Source organism: Pseudomonas sp. BNK-15, from assembly GCF_047456105.1.
Taxonomy (GTDB): domain Bacteria; phylum Pseudomonadota; class Gammaproteobacteria; order Pseudomonadales; family Pseudomonadaceae; genus Aquipseudomonas; species Aquipseudomonas putida_E.
Map to the genome: position 1 here is coordinate 4828208 of NZ_CP179898.1, position 20594 is coordinate 4848801.

Consider the following 20594-nt stretch of genomic DNA (forward strand, 5'->3'; position numbering starts at 1 on the left):
CGCATCGCCATGGGTTTGCCGCAGACGCTTCAGCGCCCGTGGGCGCAACGCCATACCCGCGCAACATCACTGGCCCGGGCCCGCAACAAGTGCGCGGCATCGGCGCAGGCCTGCTCCAGGGTCATCGGCCCGCTGGCCAGGGCGAATGCCGCATCGATACCGTGCGCATACAGCTGCTGATAGCCTTCACCCAAGGTGCCCGCCAGCACCACCACCGGCACCCCATGGCGCTTGGCGACACGCGCCACACCCATCGGCGTCTTGCCCCGCAGGGTCTGGGCATCGAAGCGGCCCTCACCGGTAATCACAAGGTCGGCACCTTTCACCAACGCATCGAGGCCGGCCAACTCCGCCACCACTTCCACGCCCGGGCGGAACTGCGCCCCCATGAAGGCTTTGGCCGCGAACCCCATGCCGCCGGCCGCACCACACCCTGGCTGTTCCCGAACATCTTGGCCCAGCACCTGCGCACAATGGTCGGCAAAGTGGCCCAGCGCTTTGTCCAGGGCCTGGACCTGCTCGGGGCTGGCACCCTTTTGTGGCCCGAAGATCGCCGAAGCACCATTGGGCCCACACAGGGGATTGTCGACGTCGGCCGCCACTTCGACCTGAACCTGCGCCAGGCGCGGGTCCAGGCCGCTGGCATCGATACGTGCCAGCCCGGCCAGGGCCAGGCCGCCCTCTTCCAGTGGCTGGCCATCGGCGGCCAGCAAACGCAGCCCAAGGGCACGCAGCATGCCGCTGCCGCCATCGTTGGTAGCACTGCCGCCGATTGCCAGGACGATGCGCTGTGCCCCTGCGCTGAGCGCGGCGTCGATCAGTTCGCCGGTGCCCCAGGTGCTGCTGCGGCAGGCATCACGCTGCGCACTTGGCACCAGTTGGATACCACTGGCCTGGGCCATCTCGATGATCGCTGTGCGGCTGTCGGCCAGCCAGCCCCAACCGGCCCGCACCCGCTGGCCCAGCGGCCCGCGAACGGTCTGCCGGCGCAGTTCGCCGTGGCTGGCAGCGACAATCGCCTGCATGGTGCCTTCGCCACCATCGGCCATGGGGCACTCGAGCAGCTCAGCGGTCGGCAGCGCCTCGGCCAGACCGGCGGCGATGGCACGGGCGACACCGGCAGCATCAAGGCTGTCCTTGAACGAATCGGGGGCAATGACGATTTTCATGGGGATTCTCCTGTCCAGATGGCCGCATGCTGACAGTTGGCCGGCGTCGGGGCCTCGGTCGGATGCACAAACCGGCCGACAGGTTGTTTGGGCAAATGCCTTTTTGCCCAGGTCAATCCGCTGGTAACAGCTGCAACCCCAGATACAGGCTCAACATGCCCTCCAGGCGCAACGGGTCGACCTCGCCCAGCTCGGCAATGCGCTCCAGGCGGTAGCGCAGGCTGTTGCGGTGAATCCCCAGGGCATCGGCGCAGGCCTGGCTCTGGCCATCATGCGCGCACCAGGCACGCAGGGTGGCGAGCAACTGCCCGCTGGCATCCTTGGCACGCACGCGGTGCAGCGGCTCAAGCAGCTCATCCAGCGCATCTTCATTGCGGTGGCGCCACAACAACGCCGGCAGACGGTAACGCGCAAGGCTCAACAGCTGCTCGCCTGGCAACACTTCGCGGCCATAGGCGAGCAGGTCACGAACCCGCCGGTAACCGCGGCGCAACTGCTCAAGGCTCTGCGCCGGGCTACCCAGCGCCATGCGCTGGATCTGCCAGCCGCTGCGCTGCACGCGCTCGAGCAGGCGCACCTCATCCAGCGCCACCCCGGCCGGGCGGCACCACAGCAAGGAATCGCGTGCCGGGCTCACGCACCAACTGTCCGGGTAACGGCTCATCAACCAGCCAGCCAAGGCCTCGGCCGCCGGGCCGGCACGCAGTTCGAACAAACACGGCACCCGTGGCAACTGCGGCTTCAGGCCCAGTTGCTGCGCTTCGTCCAGCAGCCGCGGCGAGTCGCCCGTACCACCGAGCAGCAACGCCAGCAGGTCATCACAACGCTGGCGCCGCCATTGCTGTTCAACCTGCAAATGGCGCTGGGCCAGCAGCATTTCAGCGGTCATGCGCACCAGTTCGCCGTAGGTGCGCAGTTGCTGTGGGTCACCCGTCAGCCCCAGCACGCCGATCAGCCGCCCATCGAGCATCAGCGGCAGGTTGACCCCCGGCTGCACGCCTTTGAGGCACTTGGCGGCGTCTGCATCCAGCTCGACGATCCGGCCATTGGCCAATACCAGCTGCGCACCTTCGTGGCGGGTGTTGATGCGCCCTGGCTCACCACTGCCCAGGATCAGCCCCTGGCTGTCCATGACATTGACATTGCACGGCAGAATGGCCATTGCCCGATCGACAATATCCTGCGCCAAGTCATGGTCCAGTTCGAACATTCGGTGGTCCTTGAGGGTATTGGGTTGGTCGCGAGCAGGCGCGACACAGGCGACCTTGGCGCAAGAAGCCCGATCATGGCACACGGCTCTATCGCTGACCAAGGCCGAACACGCCCCTCATGAAGCATGGCGCTCCTTCCGGCCGTCAGATCACTGCATCACCCTGTCATCCCAGGCGTCAAATGGTTCCAAGGCCCCCTTTGGAGAATATTCATGACTCAGCACGCCGTGGCTCGCCTCGAGCAACTCGACCCCAAGCGCCCCCTTCGCGTACAAGCCGGCAGCGAAGAAGTGATCCTGATTCGCAGCGCCGGGCAGGTCCGCGCCTATCAGGCCAATTGCCCGCACGCCGGAGCGCCGCTGGAAGAGGGCGTGGTATGCAACGGCCTGCTGGTCTGCCCCTGGCACAAGGCCGCTTTCGCCGTTGACGAAGGCGTGGTTTGCGAGCCGCCGGCCCTGGCAGACCTGCGCCGTTACCGCGCATGGGTCAAGGATGGCGAAATCTGGGTCGATGACCAGCCTCTGCCGCACCCCGAGCCACCGCGTCACAGCGATGCGCGCTGCTTCGTCGTCATCGGCGCCGGTGCCGCAGGCTCGGCGGCGGTTGCCACGCTGCTGGCCCATGGGTTCGGCGGTCGCCTGGTGTGGCTCGACCAGGAGCGGCAACCGGCGTATGACCGTACTGCACTGAGCAAATTCGTGATTGCCGGCGAAATGCCGCCTGACGAAGTGCCAGCGCTGCTTGACGCTGACCAGTTGCGCACAGGCCAACTGGAACGGCGCTCGGGCAAGGTGCGCCTGCTGGATGCCAAAAAGCGCCAGATCACCCTCGCCGACGGCCAGCGTATCGATTATGACGCAGCCTTATTGGCCACTGGCGGCAAGCCGCAACGCCCTGACCTGCCCGGTGCAAGCCTGGCAGGCATCGTGACGCTGCGCTCGCGCGAAGATGCGGCGCGCCTGCTCGATGCCGCCGAACCCGGCCAGCCCGTGGTGATCGTCGGTGACGGGTTCATCGGCCTGGAGGCCGCATCGGCATTGCACACGTACGGCGCACAGGTCCACGTGGTGACCCGCCACGAGGTTCCGTTACGCATGCAGTTGGGTGAACGCATTGGCCGCTCGATTCGTGCGCTGCATGAGCGCGAGGGCGTGATGTTCCATGGCCCGACCGACGTCGAGCGGTTCATCGGTGCGCAACACGTCGAAGCCGTGCTGCTGAGCAATGGCGATAAGATCGAAACATCACTGGTCTTGCTCGGCACCGGCGTCACGCCGGCCACTGCCTTCGTGCAGGGCGTGCAATTGGCCGAGGACCACTCCATAGCGGTCGACGCCGAGCTGCAGGCCGCCGACCGGCTGTGGGCGGCCGGTGATATCGCGACCTTCCCCCTCACCGGCCGCCCGGTGCGCATCGAGCACTGGCGCCTGGCCCAGCAACACGGTGTCATAGCTGCCGCCAACATGCTGGGCGAGCAACGCCGGTATGAAGACGTGCCGTTCTTCTGGACTTATCAGCATGGGCGTACCTATGAAGTACTGGGGCATGCGCGCGGCTGGGACCGCATCGAGTTTGTCGGGGCGCCGGAGCAAGGCGATTTCATTGCCTTGCAATGTGCAGGTGAGCGGGTGGAGGCTGTGATCGCCAAAGGCTATTCGGATGCCATGGCGCAGTTGTCGCAGCGTATGAAGCGGTCACTGAGCCTGGCTCAGGCGCTTGAGCTGATCGGCTGAACGCATTCGCCCCGCACCAGGCCGGCTGCCGATCATGCAAAAATCAGCTATGGTTTTCCCCACCTCAAATAACAAGAATTTCGTGGAGCGCCCATGGCCGCGCACACCGCCTCACCCCATGCCAGTGAGCTGGCCGCGTTCGTCGATTGCCATTTCGCCGAACGTGGCCTGATGCCCGAGCCTGTGATCGCCGAATCCTGGTACCGCAGCATCAACCAGCATCACCTGGACCCTGAACTGCGCCACGTCGACAATATCCTCAGCGCCGCCGAAATCCGCCAGCACCAGGCCCAGCATGAGGCCTACCTGGCCATCGCCAGCCAGGGTGTCAGCGGCCTGGCGCGGCGCGTAGTGGATGCAGGCTTCGCCGTGCTGCTCAGTGACGCCGAGGGTATTACCCTCGATTCCCGCTTGCCGGCCGACCCGCAACGCTATACCCGTTCCGGGCTGATCGTTGGCGCGCGCTGGGACGAGTCGGTGGCCGGCACCAACGGCATCGGTACCGCTCTGGCTAGCCGGCAGGCCCTGACCATCCACCGTCAGGAGCACTTCCTGGCAGCCAACGCCCGCCTGAGCTGCTCGGTGTCGCCGATCTTCGATGCCCACAATCAACTGCTCGGTTGCCTGAATGCCACCTGCCTGTACAACGACGGTCCCAAGCAAGCACAGCACCTGACCTTGCAGTTGGTGACCCTGTACGCACGGCTGATCGAGAACAGCCATTTCCGCGAGCGCTTTCGCGACCGCCTGACCCTGGCGCTGAAACCGCGTGACGAGTTCTCGGACCTGGCGGCCGAGCAGTTGCTTGCGCTGGATGAAGGTGGCCGGGTGATCGGTGCCAATCGGGCGGCCTTCCTTGCGCACAGCGGCAAGTTGCTGGGGGCGCCTGTCGAGCAACTGCTGCACGCCGATATCGACCAACTGCTCGACCTCACCCGTGGCGGCGCCCGCGGTACCCAGTTGCGCGCCCATGCTCAAGCGCTTTTGCTGGACGTCGGCCTGCGCGTCCCCGCCGGCTATCGCCCGCTGCCGGCTGTACCGCCGATGCCCGCACGGGCTCGCCACCCCGGCCTCGAACAATTGGCAGGCCAGGACGCGCAACTGCAACAAAGCGTGCGTCGGCTGCGCAAGGTGCTGGACAAGGACATCGCCATCCTCCTCGACGGCGAAACCGGTACCGGCAAGGAAGCTTTCGCCCGCGCCCTGCACCAGGCCAGCCAGCGCCATGCCAAGCCGTTCGTGGCGCTCAATTGCGCAGCGATACCCGAGTCATTGATCGAAAGCGAACTGTTCGGCTACCGCGCCGGCAGTTTCACGGGTGCCAGCCGCAAAGGCATGAAGGGCAAGCTGGAGCACGCCAATGGCGGCACGCTGTTTCTCGATGAAATCGGTGATATGCCTGCACACCTGCAAACGCGCCTGCTACGGGTGCTGGCCGAACGTGAACTGGTACCACTGGGTGCAGAAACGCCAGTGGCGCTTGATATCCAGGTGATATCGGCGACGCACCAGGACCTGCAGGCCATGATTGGCGAAAAGCGTTTTCGCGAAGACCTTTACTATCGCCTGTGCGGGATGCGCATGAGGTTACCGGCCCTGCGTGAGCGCAGCGACCGCCGCGAGCTGATCGATGCGCTGCTCTCTGGCTTGTCGGCCGGGTCGGGGTTGCGTTTGAGCGCCGAGGCGCATCGTTGCCTGCTGGGCCATGCGTGGCCGGGGAATGTGCGCCAACTGCTCAACGCCCTGCGCCAGGCGGTAGCGCTGGCCGAGGGCGGTGTGATCGAACTGGCCGACTTGCCCCAGGAGTTGCTGGACGGTGCAGCGCCTGCCCAGCCTGCAGCGCTCGAGCAACAGGTGGAAGACCTTCAGGCGCGGCATTTGCTGAAGATCTTGAAGCGTGAGCACTGGAACATGAGCGCAGCGGCGCAGGCGTTGGGCATTTCGCGCTCGACGCTGTACCGCAAGATGAAGCGATACGCGATCGTGCAGCCAAACCTGTTGGGGTGACCGGTGCGCCCCTATCACCGGCGAAGCCGGTGCCATGCACCCCAGCGTCTGCATCGCCGGCAAGACAGGGACGCTGGGGTGAAGACTTACCCCTGGATGTACACCACCTGGGTGCGCGTGTACTCATACAGCCCGTGCTTGCCATCCGCCCCGCCGATGCCGGACTTGCGCGCACCGGCGTGGAAGCCCTGCATGGCTTCGAAGTTCTCGCGGTTGATGTAGGTCTCGCCAAAGTCGATCTCGCGGCAAGCCTTCAGCGCTGCATTCAGGTCACGGGTATAGAGCGATGAGGTCAGCCCATACTCACTGTCATTGGCCAAGGCAATCGCTTCGTCCAGATCGTCGACCACCTGGATCGGCAATACCGGTCCGAAGATCTCCTTGCGCATGATCTCCATGTCCGCAGCACAGCCGGCGAGCACAGTCGGCTGATAATGGAACCCGGCGCCGAGGTCGGCGACCTGCCCCCCGGTCACCAACTGGGCGCCCTGCCCTACGGCCGTGCGCACCATCTGCGCCACCTTGTCGAGGCCGGCCTGGTTGATCAGCGGCCCCATGTCCAGATCGGCCTGGCGCGAGGGGTCGCCATAGCGGATGGCCGCCATGGCCTGGCCTACCTTGTCGACGAAGGCGTCGGCCACCTTGCGCTCCACATACACCCGTTCGGCACAGTTGCAGACCTGGCCGGTGTTGATCACGCGCGAGGCGACGATGGCTTTCACCGCAAGGTCCAGGTCGGCGTCAGCCAGCACGATCGCCGGGGCCTTGCCGCCCAGTTCGAGGTTGAGCTTGGTAATGTTCGGTGCGGCCGCGGCCATGATCCGCGCGCCGGTAGCCACGCTGCCGGTGAAGCTCACCAGGTCGACACCAGCATGGCTCGACAGCCCGTGACCAACGCTCGCCCCTTTGCCACCCACCACGTTGAACACGCCTGCGGGCAAGTCTGTCTCGGCCACCAACTGGGCGAACGCGTAGCAATTGATGGGGGTTTCCTCACTGGGCTTGATCACGATGGTATTGCCGGTGAGCAGCGCCGGCGCCATCTTGCGTGCGATGAGGAAGAACGGGAAGTTCCACGGCAGAATCCCCGCCACCACGCCCAGTGGCTTGCGCATCAGGAAGATGTGTTCGTGGGCGCGGTCGCTGCTGAGTACCTCGCCCTCCAGGCGGCGCGCCCATTCGGCCATATAGTCAAGGTAGTCAGCGGTAAAGTTGACCTCGACCTGGGCCAGCGCCGGCACCTTGCCGCCCTCCTGGGTAATGATCCGCGCCAGGCGGTCGGCATTGGCCCGCACCTTGCTGGCGATCTGGCGCAAGTAGCCTGCCCGTTCAATGGCTGTCTTCGCCGCCCAGCCCTTTTGCGCCTTGCGTGCTGCTGCGATGGCGCGCTCCACCTGTTCGGCCGGTGTTTCTGGCACCCGCCCGAGCAACTGGGCGTTGGCCGGGTTGTAGACCTCGATTAGCGCCTCGCTGGGTACAAACGCGTTGTCGATGAAGTTCTGGTAGGTCGTGTCTGTCATGCTCGTGTCACTCCTGTGGTGTGTTGTCGGCCAGGGGCGGCTGGGCGACGGGCTTGGCGCTGAACCGCTGCCACGCATCGCCTTCGGCCTTCAAGTCATGGGCGCGCTTGATCAGGTACTGGTGCACCTGCTCGACCTGCTCGGGTTTGAGGTTGTCGGCGAACGAAGGCATGCCATCGGGTACCCTGCCGCCATAGAGGATGCCGAGGAACATCTGGTGCTTTTCGGCAGTGAGCTTGCGCAGGTCGGGCAGCACACCACCACTGACGGCGTGGATACCGTGGCATTGCGAGCAGTTGCCGTCATACAGGGCGGCCCCGGCAGCGACCGTTTGCGCATCGGCGGTCAACGCGGGCGGCTCCGGTGCGTCGGCCGGTGGCGCCGGCTCACGCAACTTGGCGGTACCGCCGATCTTGTAGGTCAGCACCTGGGCGAACGGCTGCACCCCGGCGCGCAGCGACAACGCGCCGGCGAAGGTGGAAAACGCCCCGCCCCAGCCGGCCATGAACGTCACGTACTGCTCGCCGTCCACCGAATAGGTGATCGGGGCAGCCATCACGCCGCTGGCGGCGGGCGACTCCCAGAGCTTTTTGCCCGAATCGGCGGCATAGGCGATCACCCGGCCATCGGCGCTGCCTTCGAACACCAGGTTGCCGCCAGTGCTCAGGGTGCCGCCGTTGAAGATGGTGATGTACGGCACCTCCCACGCCGGCGCCTGCTTGACCGGGTCCCAGGCGATCAGCTTGCCCGACCAGCTCTTGGCCATGTCCAGCAGGCCTTCGGCGCCTTCAGGCATCATGCCGGTGCGCAGCCCCAACTGGTAGACGCTCTTGAACGGGTTGCGCTTGGGCGCCTCGGGGATGTGCTCGTAGTAGGCCGACATGATATGCGCCGGGATGTACACCAGGCCCGTGTCGGGGTTGTAGGACATTGGGTGCCAATCATGGGCGCCCCAGAAAGCCGGGGTCACCAGCTTGCGCTTGCCGTCCTTCCAATAGGCCGCCGCCTCATCGTCGATGATCGGCCGCCCGGTCTTCATGTCGATGCCTTTGGCCCAGTTGACCGGCACGATGTTCTTCGCCGACAGCAGCTCGCCGGTGGCACGGTCCAGCACATAGAAGAAGCCGTTTTTCGGCGCCTGCATCAGCACTTTGCGCGGTTTGCCGTCAATGGGCAGCTCGGCCAGGATCATGTGCTGGGTGGCGGTGAAGTCCCAGGCATCGCCTGGCGTGGTCTGGTAGTGCCAGGCGTATTCGCCGGTGTCGGCATTGACCGCGACGATCGAGGAAAGGAACAGGTTGTCGCCCTTGGCCTGGCTGCGCCATTTCGGGTCCCACATCGAGCCATTGCCCACGCCGATATACAACAGGTTGAGTTCCGGGTCGTAGGCGAACGAATCCCAGGCCGTACCGCCGCCACCCCACTCGACATACGCGTCGCCGTGCCAGGTCTTGCTGGCGATCTCCATGGCTTTGTTCTCGGGCGGCAGCTTGGGGTCGCCCGGCACGGTGAAGAAGCGCCAGGCCTGTTTGCCGGTTTCGGCGTCATATGCGGTCACGTAGCCGCGCACACCGAATTCGGCACCGCCATTGCCGATGATCACCTTGCCGTTGACCACCCGCGGCGCCCCGGTGATGGTGTAGCTGCGTTTGTCGTCATCGCGGGTGTCCACCGACCACACGCGCTTGCCGGTCTTGGCATCGATCGCCTCCAGGCGGCCATCGAGCACACCCACGTAGACCTTGCCCTGCCACACCGCCACTCCTCGGTTGACCGCGTCACAACAGGCCTCACCGGCGCGGTGGCGGTCAGACTGCGGATCGTACTTCCACAGCAGCGTGCCATTGCGCGCGTCCAGGGCGTACACCACCGAAAACGGCCCGGTGGTGTACATCACGCCGTCAACCACGATCGGTGTAGCCTCCACGCCACGGTCAAGGTCGAGCTTGTAGCTCCAGGCAAGGCCGAGCTGGTTGACGTTGCCCTGGTTGATCGCCTTGAGCGGGCTGTAGCGCTGCTCGTCGTAGGTACGGCCGTGGCTCATCCAGTTGCCGGGTTCCTTGTCGGCCTCGATGATGCGCTGGCCGTCGACTTCGGCGGCGAAGGCAGGTGCGCTGCACGCCAGGCTCAAGGCCAGGCAGCTCAGCAAGTGCGGCAGAGGCCGACGGTGCGGGCCTGTTCGATTCATGCTCGGTTCTCCGTTCTTGTTATGGACACCGCATCAGGCGTCGCTAACACACAGAGCAACGGCTGTGCCATTGGCACAATGAGCTTGCCAAACCGCCATGCCAGAGCGGTTCGACGCTGCACTGCCGGCAATCGCCAGGCAGCACGGACTGGCGCAACGATGAAACAGCTGCTGCAGACATGACACAGGTGTGCCAGCCGCTCCCTCGGCCCAGAAAAGTGTGTTGACCTGCGTGATCAAAGCCATTGGGGAGCCTGCCGCCGGGGTGCCGGTCCCCCCATTCCCCAATCATCCCGGTATCGTGCGCGCCATTGGTTCTTTCACCTTCGGAGCGGCAATGAAACTCTTCCAACCCTTGCAGATCGGCCCACTGACGTTGCCCAACCGCGTGTTCATGGCGCCCCTCACCCGCCTGCGCAGCCTGGAGCCTGGGGATGTACCCACCCCGATGATGGCCGAGTACTACGCCCAGCGTGCCAGTGCGGGCCTGATCATTACCGAGGCTACGCAAATCTCCTTCCAGGCCAAGGGCTACTCGGGTTCACCAGGCATTCATACCGCCGAGCAGATTGCCGCGTGGCGCCTGGTAAACGAAGGCATTCATGCTGCAGGCGGCCACAGCGCCGTGCAGGTCTGGCACACCGGCCGTGTTTCGCACACGACCTTGCAGCCTGGTGGCCAGGCGCCAGTGGCGCCCTGCGCCCTACCTGCCAATGCCCGTACCACGTTGCGTGACGAGCAAGGCAACCTGCTGCGCACTGAGACCTCCGTACCGCGTGCCCTGAGCGAGGAAGAGATCGCCGGCATCGTCGCCGATTTCGGCCAGGCAGCGGTCAATGCTCGCGAGGCCGACTTCGACTTCATCGAATTGCATGCCGCTCACGGCTATCTGTTGCACCAGTTCCTCACCCCCAGCGCCAACCAGCGCGAGGACCGTTATGGCGGCAGTGTCGAGAACCGCGCCCGTATTGTGCTCGAAGCGGTGGATGCCGCCATTGCCGGTTGGAGCGCCGAGCGCGTGGGTATCCGCATTTTCCCGTTGGGTGGTTTCAATGGCGTGGACAATGGCGAAGATCAAGAGGCAGCAGGGCTGTACCTGATCAAGGAACTGGCCAAGCGCAACCTTGCCTACCTGCACCTGTCCGAGCCGGACTGGGCTGGTGGCAAGCCGCTGCGCGATACGTTCCGTGAGGCTATTCGGGCGGCTTACCCAGGGGTAATCATTGGCGCAGGTGCCTATACCGCAGAGAAAGGCGAAGACCTGATCGGGCGTGGGTTGATCGATGCCGTGGCGTTCGGGCGCAGCTTCATCGCCAACCCGGACCTGGTGGAACGCCTGCGGGTTCAGGCGCCACTGAATGAGCATCGGGCGCAGTTCGACTATGCAAACGGGCCTGAGGGGTATACGGATTATCCGTTCCTGAAACAGGCTTGATGGCATGACGGGCCCCGCGCCTGCGGACCAGACGCTGTAGGTGTGCCGGGAATGAACCCGGCATCAGGGGCCTGACATTCGCGATCACTGCTCCCAAGGCACTCCCTGCTCCCAACTCGCCACCAGCAGGTCGATGAACCCCCGTACTCGCGGAGACAGGTGGCGTTTGCTCGGGTACACCACGCGAATAGGGTCCGCCGGTGGCCTGTAGGCGTGCAACACCTCCACCAGCGTGCCCGCGCGAAGGTCCTCCCCGGTGATGTAGGTGGGCAGGTGAATCAGCCCGAACCCTGCCCGTGCGCCATCGAGCATGGCTTCGGAGCTGTCGATATTGAGCCGCCCGGGCTCCTCGCACAGGTGCAGGCCCTCTGGCGTGTGAAAGCGCCAGGGCATGGATTTTTCACCTGTCAGGAAGGCGATCTTGTCATGCCCGTAAAGGTCTGCCGGCACCTGCGGCACCCCGTGCTGGCGCAAATAATCGGGCGAAGCACAGGTGACGAACTGCTGCCAGGCCACAGTGCGAGTGAGCAACTGTGAGTCTTCCTTGGGTGCGCCGATCCGTACGGCCACGTCCACGCCCTCCTCGACCAGATCGACGAAACGGTCGGTAAAACGAATGTCAGCGCGCAGTTCCGGCCACTGCTTGAGGTAAGCATCGAGGACCGGCAGCACATGCCGCTGGCCCAACGACAGCGGGGCGGTCAGGCGCAGCGTGCCGGTGGGCTTGCCACGCCGCTGGGCCATGGTGCTTTCCACCTCGTCCAGGTCATCGAGAATCTGCCGCCAGCGCTCATACGCCACCAAACCCTCATCGGTCAGGCTCAATTTGCGCGTGGTACGGTTGAGCAGGCGTACCGCCATACGCGCCTCCAGGCGCGCGATGCTCTTGCCCACGGCTGAACGGGTGAGCCCCAGGCTCGCCGCTGCAGCGGTAAAACTGCCCGCCTTCGCCGCACTGACGAAAGCGGTGATGTCGCCGAAGCGGTTGGGTTCCATGTCAGGTTCCTGCGGATACTGAAGACCCGCTTAAATGGGTGCGTATTGCAGTATTGCAAGGGCCTCGTTACAGCATCCACTGCAGTGCCTTGATGACCAGCAAGTGCAACGGGTAGAACAGATACCCCCAGCGCCCCACCGCAGGCACAGGCCAGTGGTCGTGGCGCAGCAACATGCACCCGACAGGTATGGCCAGGGCCGCAGCGGCCATGGTCAGCAAAGTGACCGGTGCCAGCAGGTGCTCGAACAACCAGCTGTTGGTCAGGTTGCCCGCCACAGCCAACAGGCACGGCAGCAGCCAGGCCACTCCCCCTCGGCTGCGAGCCATCAGCCAGGCCGCAGGCAGCAGTACGCCGGGCAACCCGTACATCAGTTGCGCGCTGCACCCGGTTGCAATCAGTACGGCGCCAAGGCCGATTAGCCGCGCTGACGCCGGGGGGTGGTGCACAGCCCAGGCCACCAGCAGCCCCAAGGTCAGAGTGGGGATCACGCTGAAGGTCTGGGTAGCAGGGTCCAGCCAACGATAGGGCCCTTCAGACAGCACCATGAAAGCCAGCATCCAGCCCAGGTAGCGCAGGTTGGCACGGGTAAACAACCGGCCCGGTGGGCTGCGCCCGACATTCACTGCGATCGCCAGGCAGAACAATGGGAAGGCCAGGCGACCGACAATGAACAGCCCCTCGGCAGCCGGCCAGAGGAAACGTACGTGGTCGGCAACCATGGTTACGATGGCCATCCACTTGACCAGGTCCAACCCCGCTGAGCGCACGCCTCAGCGCCCGGGGCCGTCGGCCTGGTGCAGGTATTGGGTGGTCCAGGCGGCCAATGGCAACGGTGGTTGCTGATCCAGGATACGGCGCCAGATCAACGCCAGGTCGTGGCGGTTGAACATCGAGCCTGCTCCGCTGCCGCGCCACGCAGTGGGCGTGTCGGCAACCCAGTGCCCCTTCGCATCGCGATGGCCCATGTTGAAGCGGAAGGTGTAATTGCCCGGGATCCCCATGCGCAGGTCCGTGACTACCAGCGCACCGCCCACCTCGTCGTAGCGCAGCCAGTCATCGGTAAACCAGCGCAGCCGCTGCAACAGGGGGTTATCGGCCAATGCAGTTGCAAGCTGCAGGTTACGCGGCAGTCGCTGCATTTCCGGTGGCGCACGGTCGAATACGCTGCTGACGCCTTCGTAATAATCGCCATCCGGGGTCTTGGCCAGCACGCGCCAGACCAAGCTGTTGAACGCGATCGGTACCGCGCGCACCTCGTTTGCGACAATCCCCTGCTGCTCGAGAGCAGCCTGGAAACGCTGCTCGGCGGCCATGCGGCCGGCCAGGCCGAACCCCAGGTAAGCCGTGCTGAACACCAGGGCCAGGCTCATCAGGCGCAACGCCTTGCCGCTCACGCCCCTGATAGCGGCGTAGAGCACGGCCGCCAGCAGCGGCACGGTGTAGACCGGGTCAATGATGAACACGCTGGCCCAGCTTTGCGGGGTGAACTGCAACGGCCAGAACAGCTGCGTGCCGTATACCGTGAATGAATCGAGGATCGGGTGGGTCACCAGTACCAGCCAGAACGCCAGGAACAGCCTGGGCAAGGTGTAGCCTTTGTCAGGCCAGCGCGTGCGGCCCAGCCGGTTGACCAGCCAGGCGAGCAACAGGGCCAGGCCGGTCAGCACGAAGATCGAGTGGGAGAAGCCGCGGTGGTAGGTCATTTGCGACACCGGGTCGGCGTAGCGGATGACCACGTCCAGGTCCGGCACGGTGCCCAGTGCGGCGCCGTAGATCAACGAGCGGCGGCCCTGGATACGGCCAAGCACTGTGCCTTGCAGCGCGGCGCCGAGTACGGCTTGGGTAATGGAGTCCAAGGGAAGGTTTCCTGAGTGGGCAATACAGGAAACCTAACCCTGCGAACCCCGGTGATGCAATTGCTGCTGTGTGACAACGCGTGGCCGGTACGGGCTTAGAACAGCTGCCAGGTGTACACCAGGATCAACCGGTTTTCATCGATATCGCTACGGTAATTGGACCGCGCCATGGCATTCCTCACCCGAATCCCCAACCCTTTGAGCACACCGCTCTGCACCGCATAACCCAGATCAATATCACGTTCGCGATCCTTGCCCTCGTACCCTTGGCCGGTATCGACGTTGTTACCGGTGAGGTAGCGCACCGTCGCCGTCAGCCCCGGGATGCCCATGGCTGCGAAGTTGTAGTCATAGCGCAGCTGATAGGAGCGCTCATCGGTGTAGGCAAACTCATACGTCGGCACCTCATTGCCCAGCGGCGAAATGTTGGCGAACACCCGAGGGAACGGACTGTCGCCGTACATCGCCTGGTACCCCGCGTGGAAGCTGTGCCCCCCTCGCCTAGCGGTGAGCAGCGAAAAGAAGGCCTGGTTGTCGATGGTGCCCAGCAACGCATCACCTTGCTCACGGGCGGTGAAATAGCCCAGGTTGGCACTGAGCACCCAGTCCCCTATCGGCTTGCTGTGCTTGAACCCGACAAAGCCCTGGGCGTAAACGTCTTGCAGTTGCCCGTACCAGAGGCTGGCACTGCTCTGGTTGCCGTTGAACGCGTAATCGCCCCCCGCATAGTTGAACGCATCGCTCTCGACCTGGCGCTGGGGCACATGGCCGAGCATCGCGTTCATCTTGCCGTCGCCGCCTTCGTTACGTAGGTGCGAGCTACTGAGGTGCCCGGCCTGCACCGTCAGGCCGTCCAGTTCGGACGTGCTGAGGCTGACGCCCTGGTAAGTGGGCGGCAACAGCCGGATATCGCTGAAAGTCAGCACCGGCAGGTTGGGCTGCAGTTCACCGACGCGCAATTCAGTTTTGGATACCCGTGCCTTGAATGTAGGTGCCAGGCGGCTGTATTCGTCGGCGGCCCTGCCATCACCGTGCACGGGCAGCAGCCCTGTATTGGCCCGGTCAGGGCTGCTGTCGAGCTTGATGCCCAGCACGCCCAGCGCGTCGACCCCTACGCCTACGGTGCCTGGCGTGTAGCCGGACTTGAAGTCAAGGATGAAGCCCTGCGCCCACTCCTGGGCCTTGGACTGCTGATTGGCGCCGACGATGTCGGAAAAGTCACGGCTGAAGTAGTAGTTGCGGGCGCTGAGGCTGGCTTTGGCATCCTCGAAGAAACCGCCTTCGGCGGCGGATAACGGTTGGCTGAGCAGGGTCAGCCCGATGGCGACGCAAGGGGTTTGGTTCATTCCGAAGCTCTCTTGATCTTGTTGTTATGGGTAAAGCGTTGGTAATACGAGTTTCAAGGTGAACGGCGCAGGGCCTCCTGGGCATGCGGGCGACGCAGCCTGAGCAGCGCGTGTGCCAGCAGGCCGAACAGCAGCCCCCAGAACGCTGCCGAAAGGCCAAGGAAAGACACCCCCGAAGCGGTGACCAGGAAGGTGAACAAGCCGGCGTCGCGCTCTTGCGGCTCAGCCAGGCTGCGGGCCAAGGCGTCGCTGATCGCGCCATACAGCGCAAGCCCGGCCAGCGCGGCTATCAAAGCAGCAGGAAAGGCGGCGAACAGCGACATCAGTGTCGCCCCGGCGATGCCCAGCAACAGGTACAGCGCACTGCCGGCGACTGCCGCGACATAGCGCCGGCGCGGATTGTCATGGGCCTCGTGGCCCGTGCACAGGCTGGCGGTGACGGCAGCGAGGTTCAGGCCATGGCAACCGAACGGCGCCAACAAGGCTCCGCCGATGGCACTGGCGCTGATCAACGGGCTGGCGGGCGTTGCATAGCCTGCGTTGCGCAGCACCGCCATGCCCGGCATGAATTGCCCGGTCAGCGCCACCAGCACCATCGGCAGTGCCAGGCTGAACAGCGCCGCAAGGCTGAACTGCGGGGTGATCCACTGCGCCGAGGCCAGTTCCAGCACCAGTGCCTCGCTGCGCAGTGCGCCACTGGCAAAGGTGACAACGGCACCCACACACAACACCGCGGCCACGGCGTAGCGCGGTTGCAGCCTGCGCATCAGCACATAGGCAACGAACATCGCCAGCACCAGCCCCGGCTGCACCGGCAATGCCCGGAACACCTCGGTGCCGAAGCTGAACAGAATGCCGGCCTGCATGCCGGCGGCGATCGAGCCCGGCAGGTGCGCAATGATGCGGTCGAAGGCCCCGCTGATGCCGATCAGCAGCAGGACCAGGTTGGCCACCAGATATGCCCCTACTGCCTGCTCCAGTCCCAGTTGGGGCAAGGCCGTGACCAATAGTGCCGAGCCCGGGATGGACCAGGCGATCACTATGGGTACCCGGTAGTACAGGCTCAACAAACCGCCGAGTACAGCGCTGCCCATGGAGATGGACCAAACCCAGGAAGACAGCAGGCCCGGGGCCAAGCCGGCGGCTTCGGCGGCGTGAAAGATGATCACCAGCGGGCCGGCGTAGGAAATCATCGTCGCAAGGCACCCTGCGACGATGGCGGAAAGGGAGCAGTCCTTGATCAGGTTTTTCATGGGCCTCTCGCTGCAGTAGTGGGTTGCAAGGGCTTTGCGCTTGATCGCCGGCAAGCCGCTCCCCAGACACCGCTGAGTTCAGTGCCTGCGCTGTTCCTGCAGGCGCCGGCGTGCCCGCGATCCAGACTTAGCCTTCCTGCAAGGCCCGAGGCCGCCCGCTGCGCTGCTCATCCGCGCCTTGCAGCGCCTTCTGCAACTGGAAGTCGAACTTGAGTTCGGCATAGCGCCCGTCGGCCCCCTCACGGAACACCACCTCACCGACCAGCCCATCGCGCGTGGCATAGGCAAAGTCATCCCACAGGTACTTGTCGCCAGACAGGTTGATCTGTGTGGTCAGGTGCCGGTGCCCCGGCGCCGAGATGAAGAAGTGCACATGCGCCGGGCGCTGGCCATGGCGGCCCAGCAGGTCCAGGCATTCCTGGGTCGGCCCCTGCGGGTCGCAGCCATAGCCCGAGGGCACGATGGAGCGCGCGCGGTAGCGGCCTTCGGCGTCGGTGACGATGCGTCGGCGCAGGTTGTACTCGGACTGGCTCGAGTCGAAGAACGAGTACGTACCACGGGTGTTGGCATGCCACAGGTCAACGGTGGCACCGGCCAGCGGCTGGCCGTGGGGGTCGAGCACCTGGCCTTCGAGGAACATGACCGTGGCCACGCCCTCCTCGCTGCCGTCATCCATACGCACCTCGCCTTGGGCGATGGGCGCGCCGGCAACGTACAGCGGGCCTTCGATGGTGCGCGGGGTGCCACCGCTCAGGCCTGCCTCGGCATCCTTGGCATCCTGCAGCAGGTCGAGGAAGTGCTCGATGCCCAGCCCCGCTACCAGCAGCCCGGCCTCGCCACGGCCGCCGAGGCGGTTGAGGTAGTCCACAGCCAGCCAGAACTCGTCTTCGCTGATTTCCAGGTCTTCGATGAGGCGGGCGGTGTCCTGCAGCACACGCTGAACGATGCGTTTAAGGCGTGGGCTGCCGTTGTCGTTACCAAAACCTGCTGCTTCCTCGAAAAACTTCTGGGCGTCGGCAGTGTGGGAAATTTTCACGGTCATGATGGTTATCTCGTCTTGTTCTTGTGCGAAAGGCGTGTTTCAGCGGTCGTCGGCGTGGATCGATGACGGGTGACGGCACAGGCCGTCGACCTCGATATCCATGTACGGAAACAGCGGCAGCAACATCAGCGTGTCGTGCAGCGCCTCGACGCTGGGCACGTCGAACACGCTGTAGTTGGCGTAGTGCCCGGCGATGCGCCACAGGTGACGCCAGGTGCCCTCGCGCTGCAGGCGCTGGGCAAGTTCCTTCTCGTCGGCCTTCAGTTGCCTGGCCTTGGCCGGGTCCATGTCGACCGGCAGCTTCACGGTCATCTTCACGTGGAACAGCATGGGGTTTCTCCTTTGATGTCAGCGGCGGGCGAAGCGCGCCAGGCGGTGTTCGTCGAGTGTCAGGCCCAGGCCTGGGGTACGTGGCACGTGCAGCTGGAAGTCGTGGTACTGCGGCGGCTCGTTGACGATCTCTTCGGTCAGCAGCAGCGGCCCGAACAGCTCGGTACCCCAGGTCAACTGGCGTACCGTGAGGAAGGCGTGTGCCGAAGCCAGGGTGCCGATAGAGCCTTCGAGCATGGTGCCGCCGTACAGGGCGATGCCGGCCGCTTCGGCAATCTGTGCGGTGCGCAGCACGGCACGCGGGCCGCCGTTCTTGGCGATTTTCAGGGCGAAGATGCTGGCGGCACCGTCCGCAGCCAGGCTGAACGCGTCCTCCACGCTTTCGATGGACTCGTCGGCCATGATCGGCGCAGGGCTGCGCTGGTTCAGGCGCACCTGGCCGCTGCGGTTGATGCGTGAGATCGGCTGTTCGATGAGGTCGATACCGTTGTCACCCAGCACCTGGCAGGCGCGAATGGCCTGGGATTCGTCCCAGTACTGATTGACGTCGACCCGCACACTGGCGCGCTCGCCCAGCTCACGCTTGATCGCCACCACATGTTTCAGGTCCTGTGCCAGGGGGTTGGCGCCGATCTTCAGCTTGAACACCCGGTGGCGGCGAACCTCCAGCATGTGCTCGGCCTCGGCGATGTCACATGCCGTGTCCCCGCTGGCCAGGGTCCAGGCCACCTCAAGGCTGTCGCGCACGCGCCCGCCCAGCAGCTCACTGACCGGCAGCCCCAGGCGTTTGCCCTGGGCATCGAGCAAGGCGCTCTCGATACCGGATTTGGCGAAGGTGTTGCCCTTGGCCAGCTTGTCGAGCTTGAGCATGGCGGCATTGATGTTGTCGGCAGCCATGCCCGCCAGCGCCGGCGCCAGATGCGCGTCGATATTGGCCTTGATGCCCTCGGGGCTTTCGTAGCCGTAAGCCAGGCCGCCGATGGTGGTGGCCTCGCCGATACCTTCCACACCGTCGCTGCAACGCAGGCGCAGGACTACCAGGGTTTGCTGCTGCATGGTGTGCATGGCCAGCTTGTGCGGGCGGATGGTGGGCAGGTCGACGATGATCGCCTCCAGCCGTTCAATGGTTGGGCTTGTCATGAAAAGCTCCCGTTCAGTCAGTAGTAAGGTCAGGCCGTCGCGGCCAGGGCGTGACGCCGGCTGCTGGCCAGGTGCACGGCCATGGCCAGCGCGGCGATTGCACCGGGAATGGCGAAGGCGATGAAATTGAGTTGCAGCGGCAGGTTGATCCCCATCAGCGCACCGCCTAGCAGCGGCCCGACGATGGCGCCATTGCGGCCGATGCCCGAGGCCCAGCCCAGGCCGGTGGAGCGCACCGCAAGGCCGTAAAGCTGCGCAGCACCGGCGTACAGCAGGATCTGCGTGCCGATGGTGGTGGCGCCGGCGATGAAGATCAGCAGGTACAGCACCGGCATCGGGCTGTTGACCCCGAGCAGGCTGATCGACACGGCAGCTGCCAGGAAGAACGCGACTTTCACTTTCACCAGGTTGTAGCGGTCGCCCAGCCAGCCACCCAGAATTGCCCCGGCCATGCCGCCGAAGTTCAGTGCCAGCAGGAAGGACAGGCTCGAGCCCAGGCTGTAGCCGGCGTTGGCCATCAGTTTCGGCAGCCACGAGCTGAGCGCGTAGACCATCAACAGGCAGCAGAAGAACGCCAGCCACAGGGCCAGGGTGCGGGTGGCCAGGCCATTGCGGAACAGGTCCAGCACTGAACCGCCGTTACCTTTGCGGTCAGTCGCCTGCAATTGGTCGTCAGCCTGCACATCGCAGTGCGGGTCCAGGCGCTTGAGCAACGTGCGCGCCTCGTCGGTACGGCCCTGGCGCACCAGAAAGCCGATCGACTCGGGCAGGTAATACAGGATCACCGGCAACAGCAGCAGCGGCACTGCGGCGGCGAAGAACATCGACTCCCAACCGAAGCGTGGCAGCATGAAGATACCCACGCCCGCCGAAAGCATGCCGCCCAGCGAATAACCGCTGAACATGATTGCCACCAGCGTGCTGCGCAGGCGCTTGGGCGCGTATTCGTTCATCAGCGCCACGGCATTGGGCATCAAACCGCCGCAGCCAAGGCCGGCGATGAAGCGATAGATGCCGAACTCGCTGGGGCTGCTGGCAAAGCCGTTGAGGATGGTCGCCCCCGAGAACAGGGCGAAACAGATGGCAATCCCTTTCTTGCGCCCGATCCGGTCGGCCAGGCTGCCGAAAGCCAGGGCACCGAACATCATGCCGAACAGCGCATAGCTGCCCAGGGCACCGGCCTGCAAAGGGGTCAGGCCCCATTCTTTCATGATGACCGGCAGCACCACGCCGTAGATGAACAGGTCATATCCATCGAAGACCAGTAGCAGGCCACACCAGGCCATGACCATCCAGTGGAAGGCGGTGAAACGGGCGTTGTCGATGATCGGGTGAACGTCAAGGGTTCGCATGGCATCTGTCTCTG

Annotated in this window: 16 protein-coding genes; 3 read left to right on the forward strand and 13 right to left on the reverse strand. The window is 64.7% G+C overall.

Features of this window, described 5'->3' with window-relative positions:
• Positions 1-29 precede the first annotated feature (29 nt).
• Both ACMGF5_RS22155 and ACMGF5_RS22160 read right to left on the reverse strand, forming a co-directional pair.
• Positions 30-1169, reverse strand: a complete 1140-nt coding sequence (locus ACMGF5_RS22155) for a glycerate kinase (protein WP_119687052.1) — start codon at positions 1167-1169, stop codon at positions 30-32.
• Between the two features lie 112 nt (positions 1170-1281).
• On the reverse strand, positions 1282-2379 hold the full coding sequence (locus tag ACMGF5_RS22160) for a sugar diacid recognition domain-containing protein (protein WP_404601588.1): 1098 nt from the start codon (positions 2377-2379) through the stop codon (positions 1282-1284).
• A gap of 213 nt (positions 2380-2592) precedes the next feature.
• On the opposite strand from ACMGF5_RS22160, the gene ACMGF5_RS22165 reads away from it, so the two are divergent.
• Together ACMGF5_RS22165 and ACMGF5_RS22170 are read left to right on the forward strand one after the other, a co-directional pair.
• Entirely contained in the window at positions 2593-4113 is a 1521-nt protein-coding gene (locus tag ACMGF5_RS22165) for an apoptosis inducing factor family protein (protein WP_237858478.1), read from the forward strand.
• A gap of 93 nt (positions 4114-4206) precedes the next feature.
• A complete protein-coding gene (locus ACMGF5_RS22170; RefSeq protein WP_414157221.1) occupies positions 4207-6120 on the forward strand; it encodes a sigma-54-dependent Fis family transcriptional regulator in 1914 nt (637 codons plus the stop codon).
• An 86-nt stretch (positions 6121-6206) separates the two neighbouring features.
• Here the strand turns inward: ACMGF5_RS22170 and aldA are convergent, their stop codons facing one another.
• Positions 6207-7640: an aldehyde dehydrogenase gene (aldA, locus tag ACMGF5_RS22175; protein WP_174141175.1), complete on the reverse strand. Its 1434-nt coding sequence runs from the start codon at positions 7638-7640 to the stop codon at positions 6207-6209.
• Positions 7641-7647: 7 nt separating this feature from the next.
• Positions 7648-9828: a PQQ-dependent dehydrogenase, methanol/ethanol family gene (locus ACMGF5_RS22180; RefSeq protein WP_251962717.1), complete on the reverse strand. Its 2181-nt coding sequence runs from the start codon at positions 9826-9828 to the stop codon at positions 7648-7650.
• A gap of 337 nt (positions 9829-10165) precedes the next feature.
• Here ACMGF5_RS22180 and ACMGF5_RS22185 point away from each other — a divergent pair, with 337 nt between their 5' ends.
• Positions 10166-11263 carry an alkene reductase gene (locus ACMGF5_RS22185; RefSeq protein ID WP_414157222.1) on the forward strand — a complete coding sequence of 366 codons (1098 nt, stop codon included), beginning with the start codon at positions 10166-10168 and terminating at the stop codon, positions 11261-11263.
• A gap of 84 nt (positions 11264-11347) precedes the next feature.
• Here the strand turns inward: ACMGF5_RS22185 and ACMGF5_RS22190 are convergent, their stop codons facing one another.
• From ACMGF5_RS22190 to ACMGF5_RS22230, 9 genes are all read right to left on the reverse strand, one after another.
• On the reverse strand, positions 11348-12259 hold the full coding sequence (locus ACMGF5_RS22190; protein WP_115274755.1) for a LysR family transcriptional regulator: 912 nt from the start codon (positions 12257-12259) through the stop codon (positions 11348-11350).
• Between the two features lie 67 nt (positions 12260-12326).
• Positions 12327-13028, reverse strand: coding sequence for a TraX family protein (locus tag ACMGF5_RS22195; protein WP_119687058.1), 702 nt, complete (start codon positions 13026-13028; stop codon positions 12327-12329).
• A 3-nt stretch (positions 13029-13031) separates the two neighbouring features.
• Complete coding sequence (locus ACMGF5_RS22200) at positions 13032-14117, reverse strand: metal-dependent hydrolase (RefSeq protein ID WP_414156679.1); 1086 nt, start codon at positions 14115-14117, stop codon at positions 13032-13034.
• A gap of 95 nt (positions 14118-14212) precedes the next feature.
• The gene (locus tag ACMGF5_RS22205; protein ID WP_115274753.1) at positions 14213-15463 is read right to left on the reverse strand and encodes an OprD family porin; all 1251 of its coding nucleotides are present in this window, start codon (positions 15461-15463) and stop codon (positions 14213-14215) included.
• Positions 15464-15516: 53 nt separating this feature from the next.
• Entirely contained in the window at positions 15517-16716 is a 1200-nt protein-coding gene (locus ACMGF5_RS22210; protein WP_281869969.1) for a benzoate/H(+) symporter BenE family transporter, read from the reverse strand.
• A 127-nt stretch (positions 16717-16843) separates the two neighbouring features.
• A complete protein-coding gene (gene catA, locus ACMGF5_RS22215; protein ID WP_046786159.1) occupies positions 16844-17758 on the reverse strand; it encodes a catechol 1,2-dioxygenase in 915 nt (304 codons plus the stop codon).
• 39 nt (positions 17759-17797) lie between these two features.
• Positions 17798-18088 (reverse strand): muconolactone Delta-isomerase, encoded by a 291-nt coding sequence (catC, locus tag ACMGF5_RS22220; RefSeq protein WP_046786158.1) that lies wholly within the window; start codon positions 18086-18088, stop codon positions 17798-17800.
• 18 nt (positions 18089-18106) lie between these two features.
• Positions 18107-19228: a muconate cycloisomerase family protein gene (locus ACMGF5_RS22225; RefSeq protein WP_414157223.1), complete on the reverse strand. Its 1122-nt coding sequence runs from the start codon at positions 19226-19228 to the stop codon at positions 18107-18109.
• 29 nt (positions 19229-19257) lie between these two features.
• A complete protein-coding gene (locus ACMGF5_RS22230; RefSeq protein WP_204918009.1) occupies positions 19258-20580 on the reverse strand; it encodes an MFS transporter in 1323 nt (440 codons plus the stop codon).
• Positions 20581-20594: the final 14 nt, after the last annotated feature.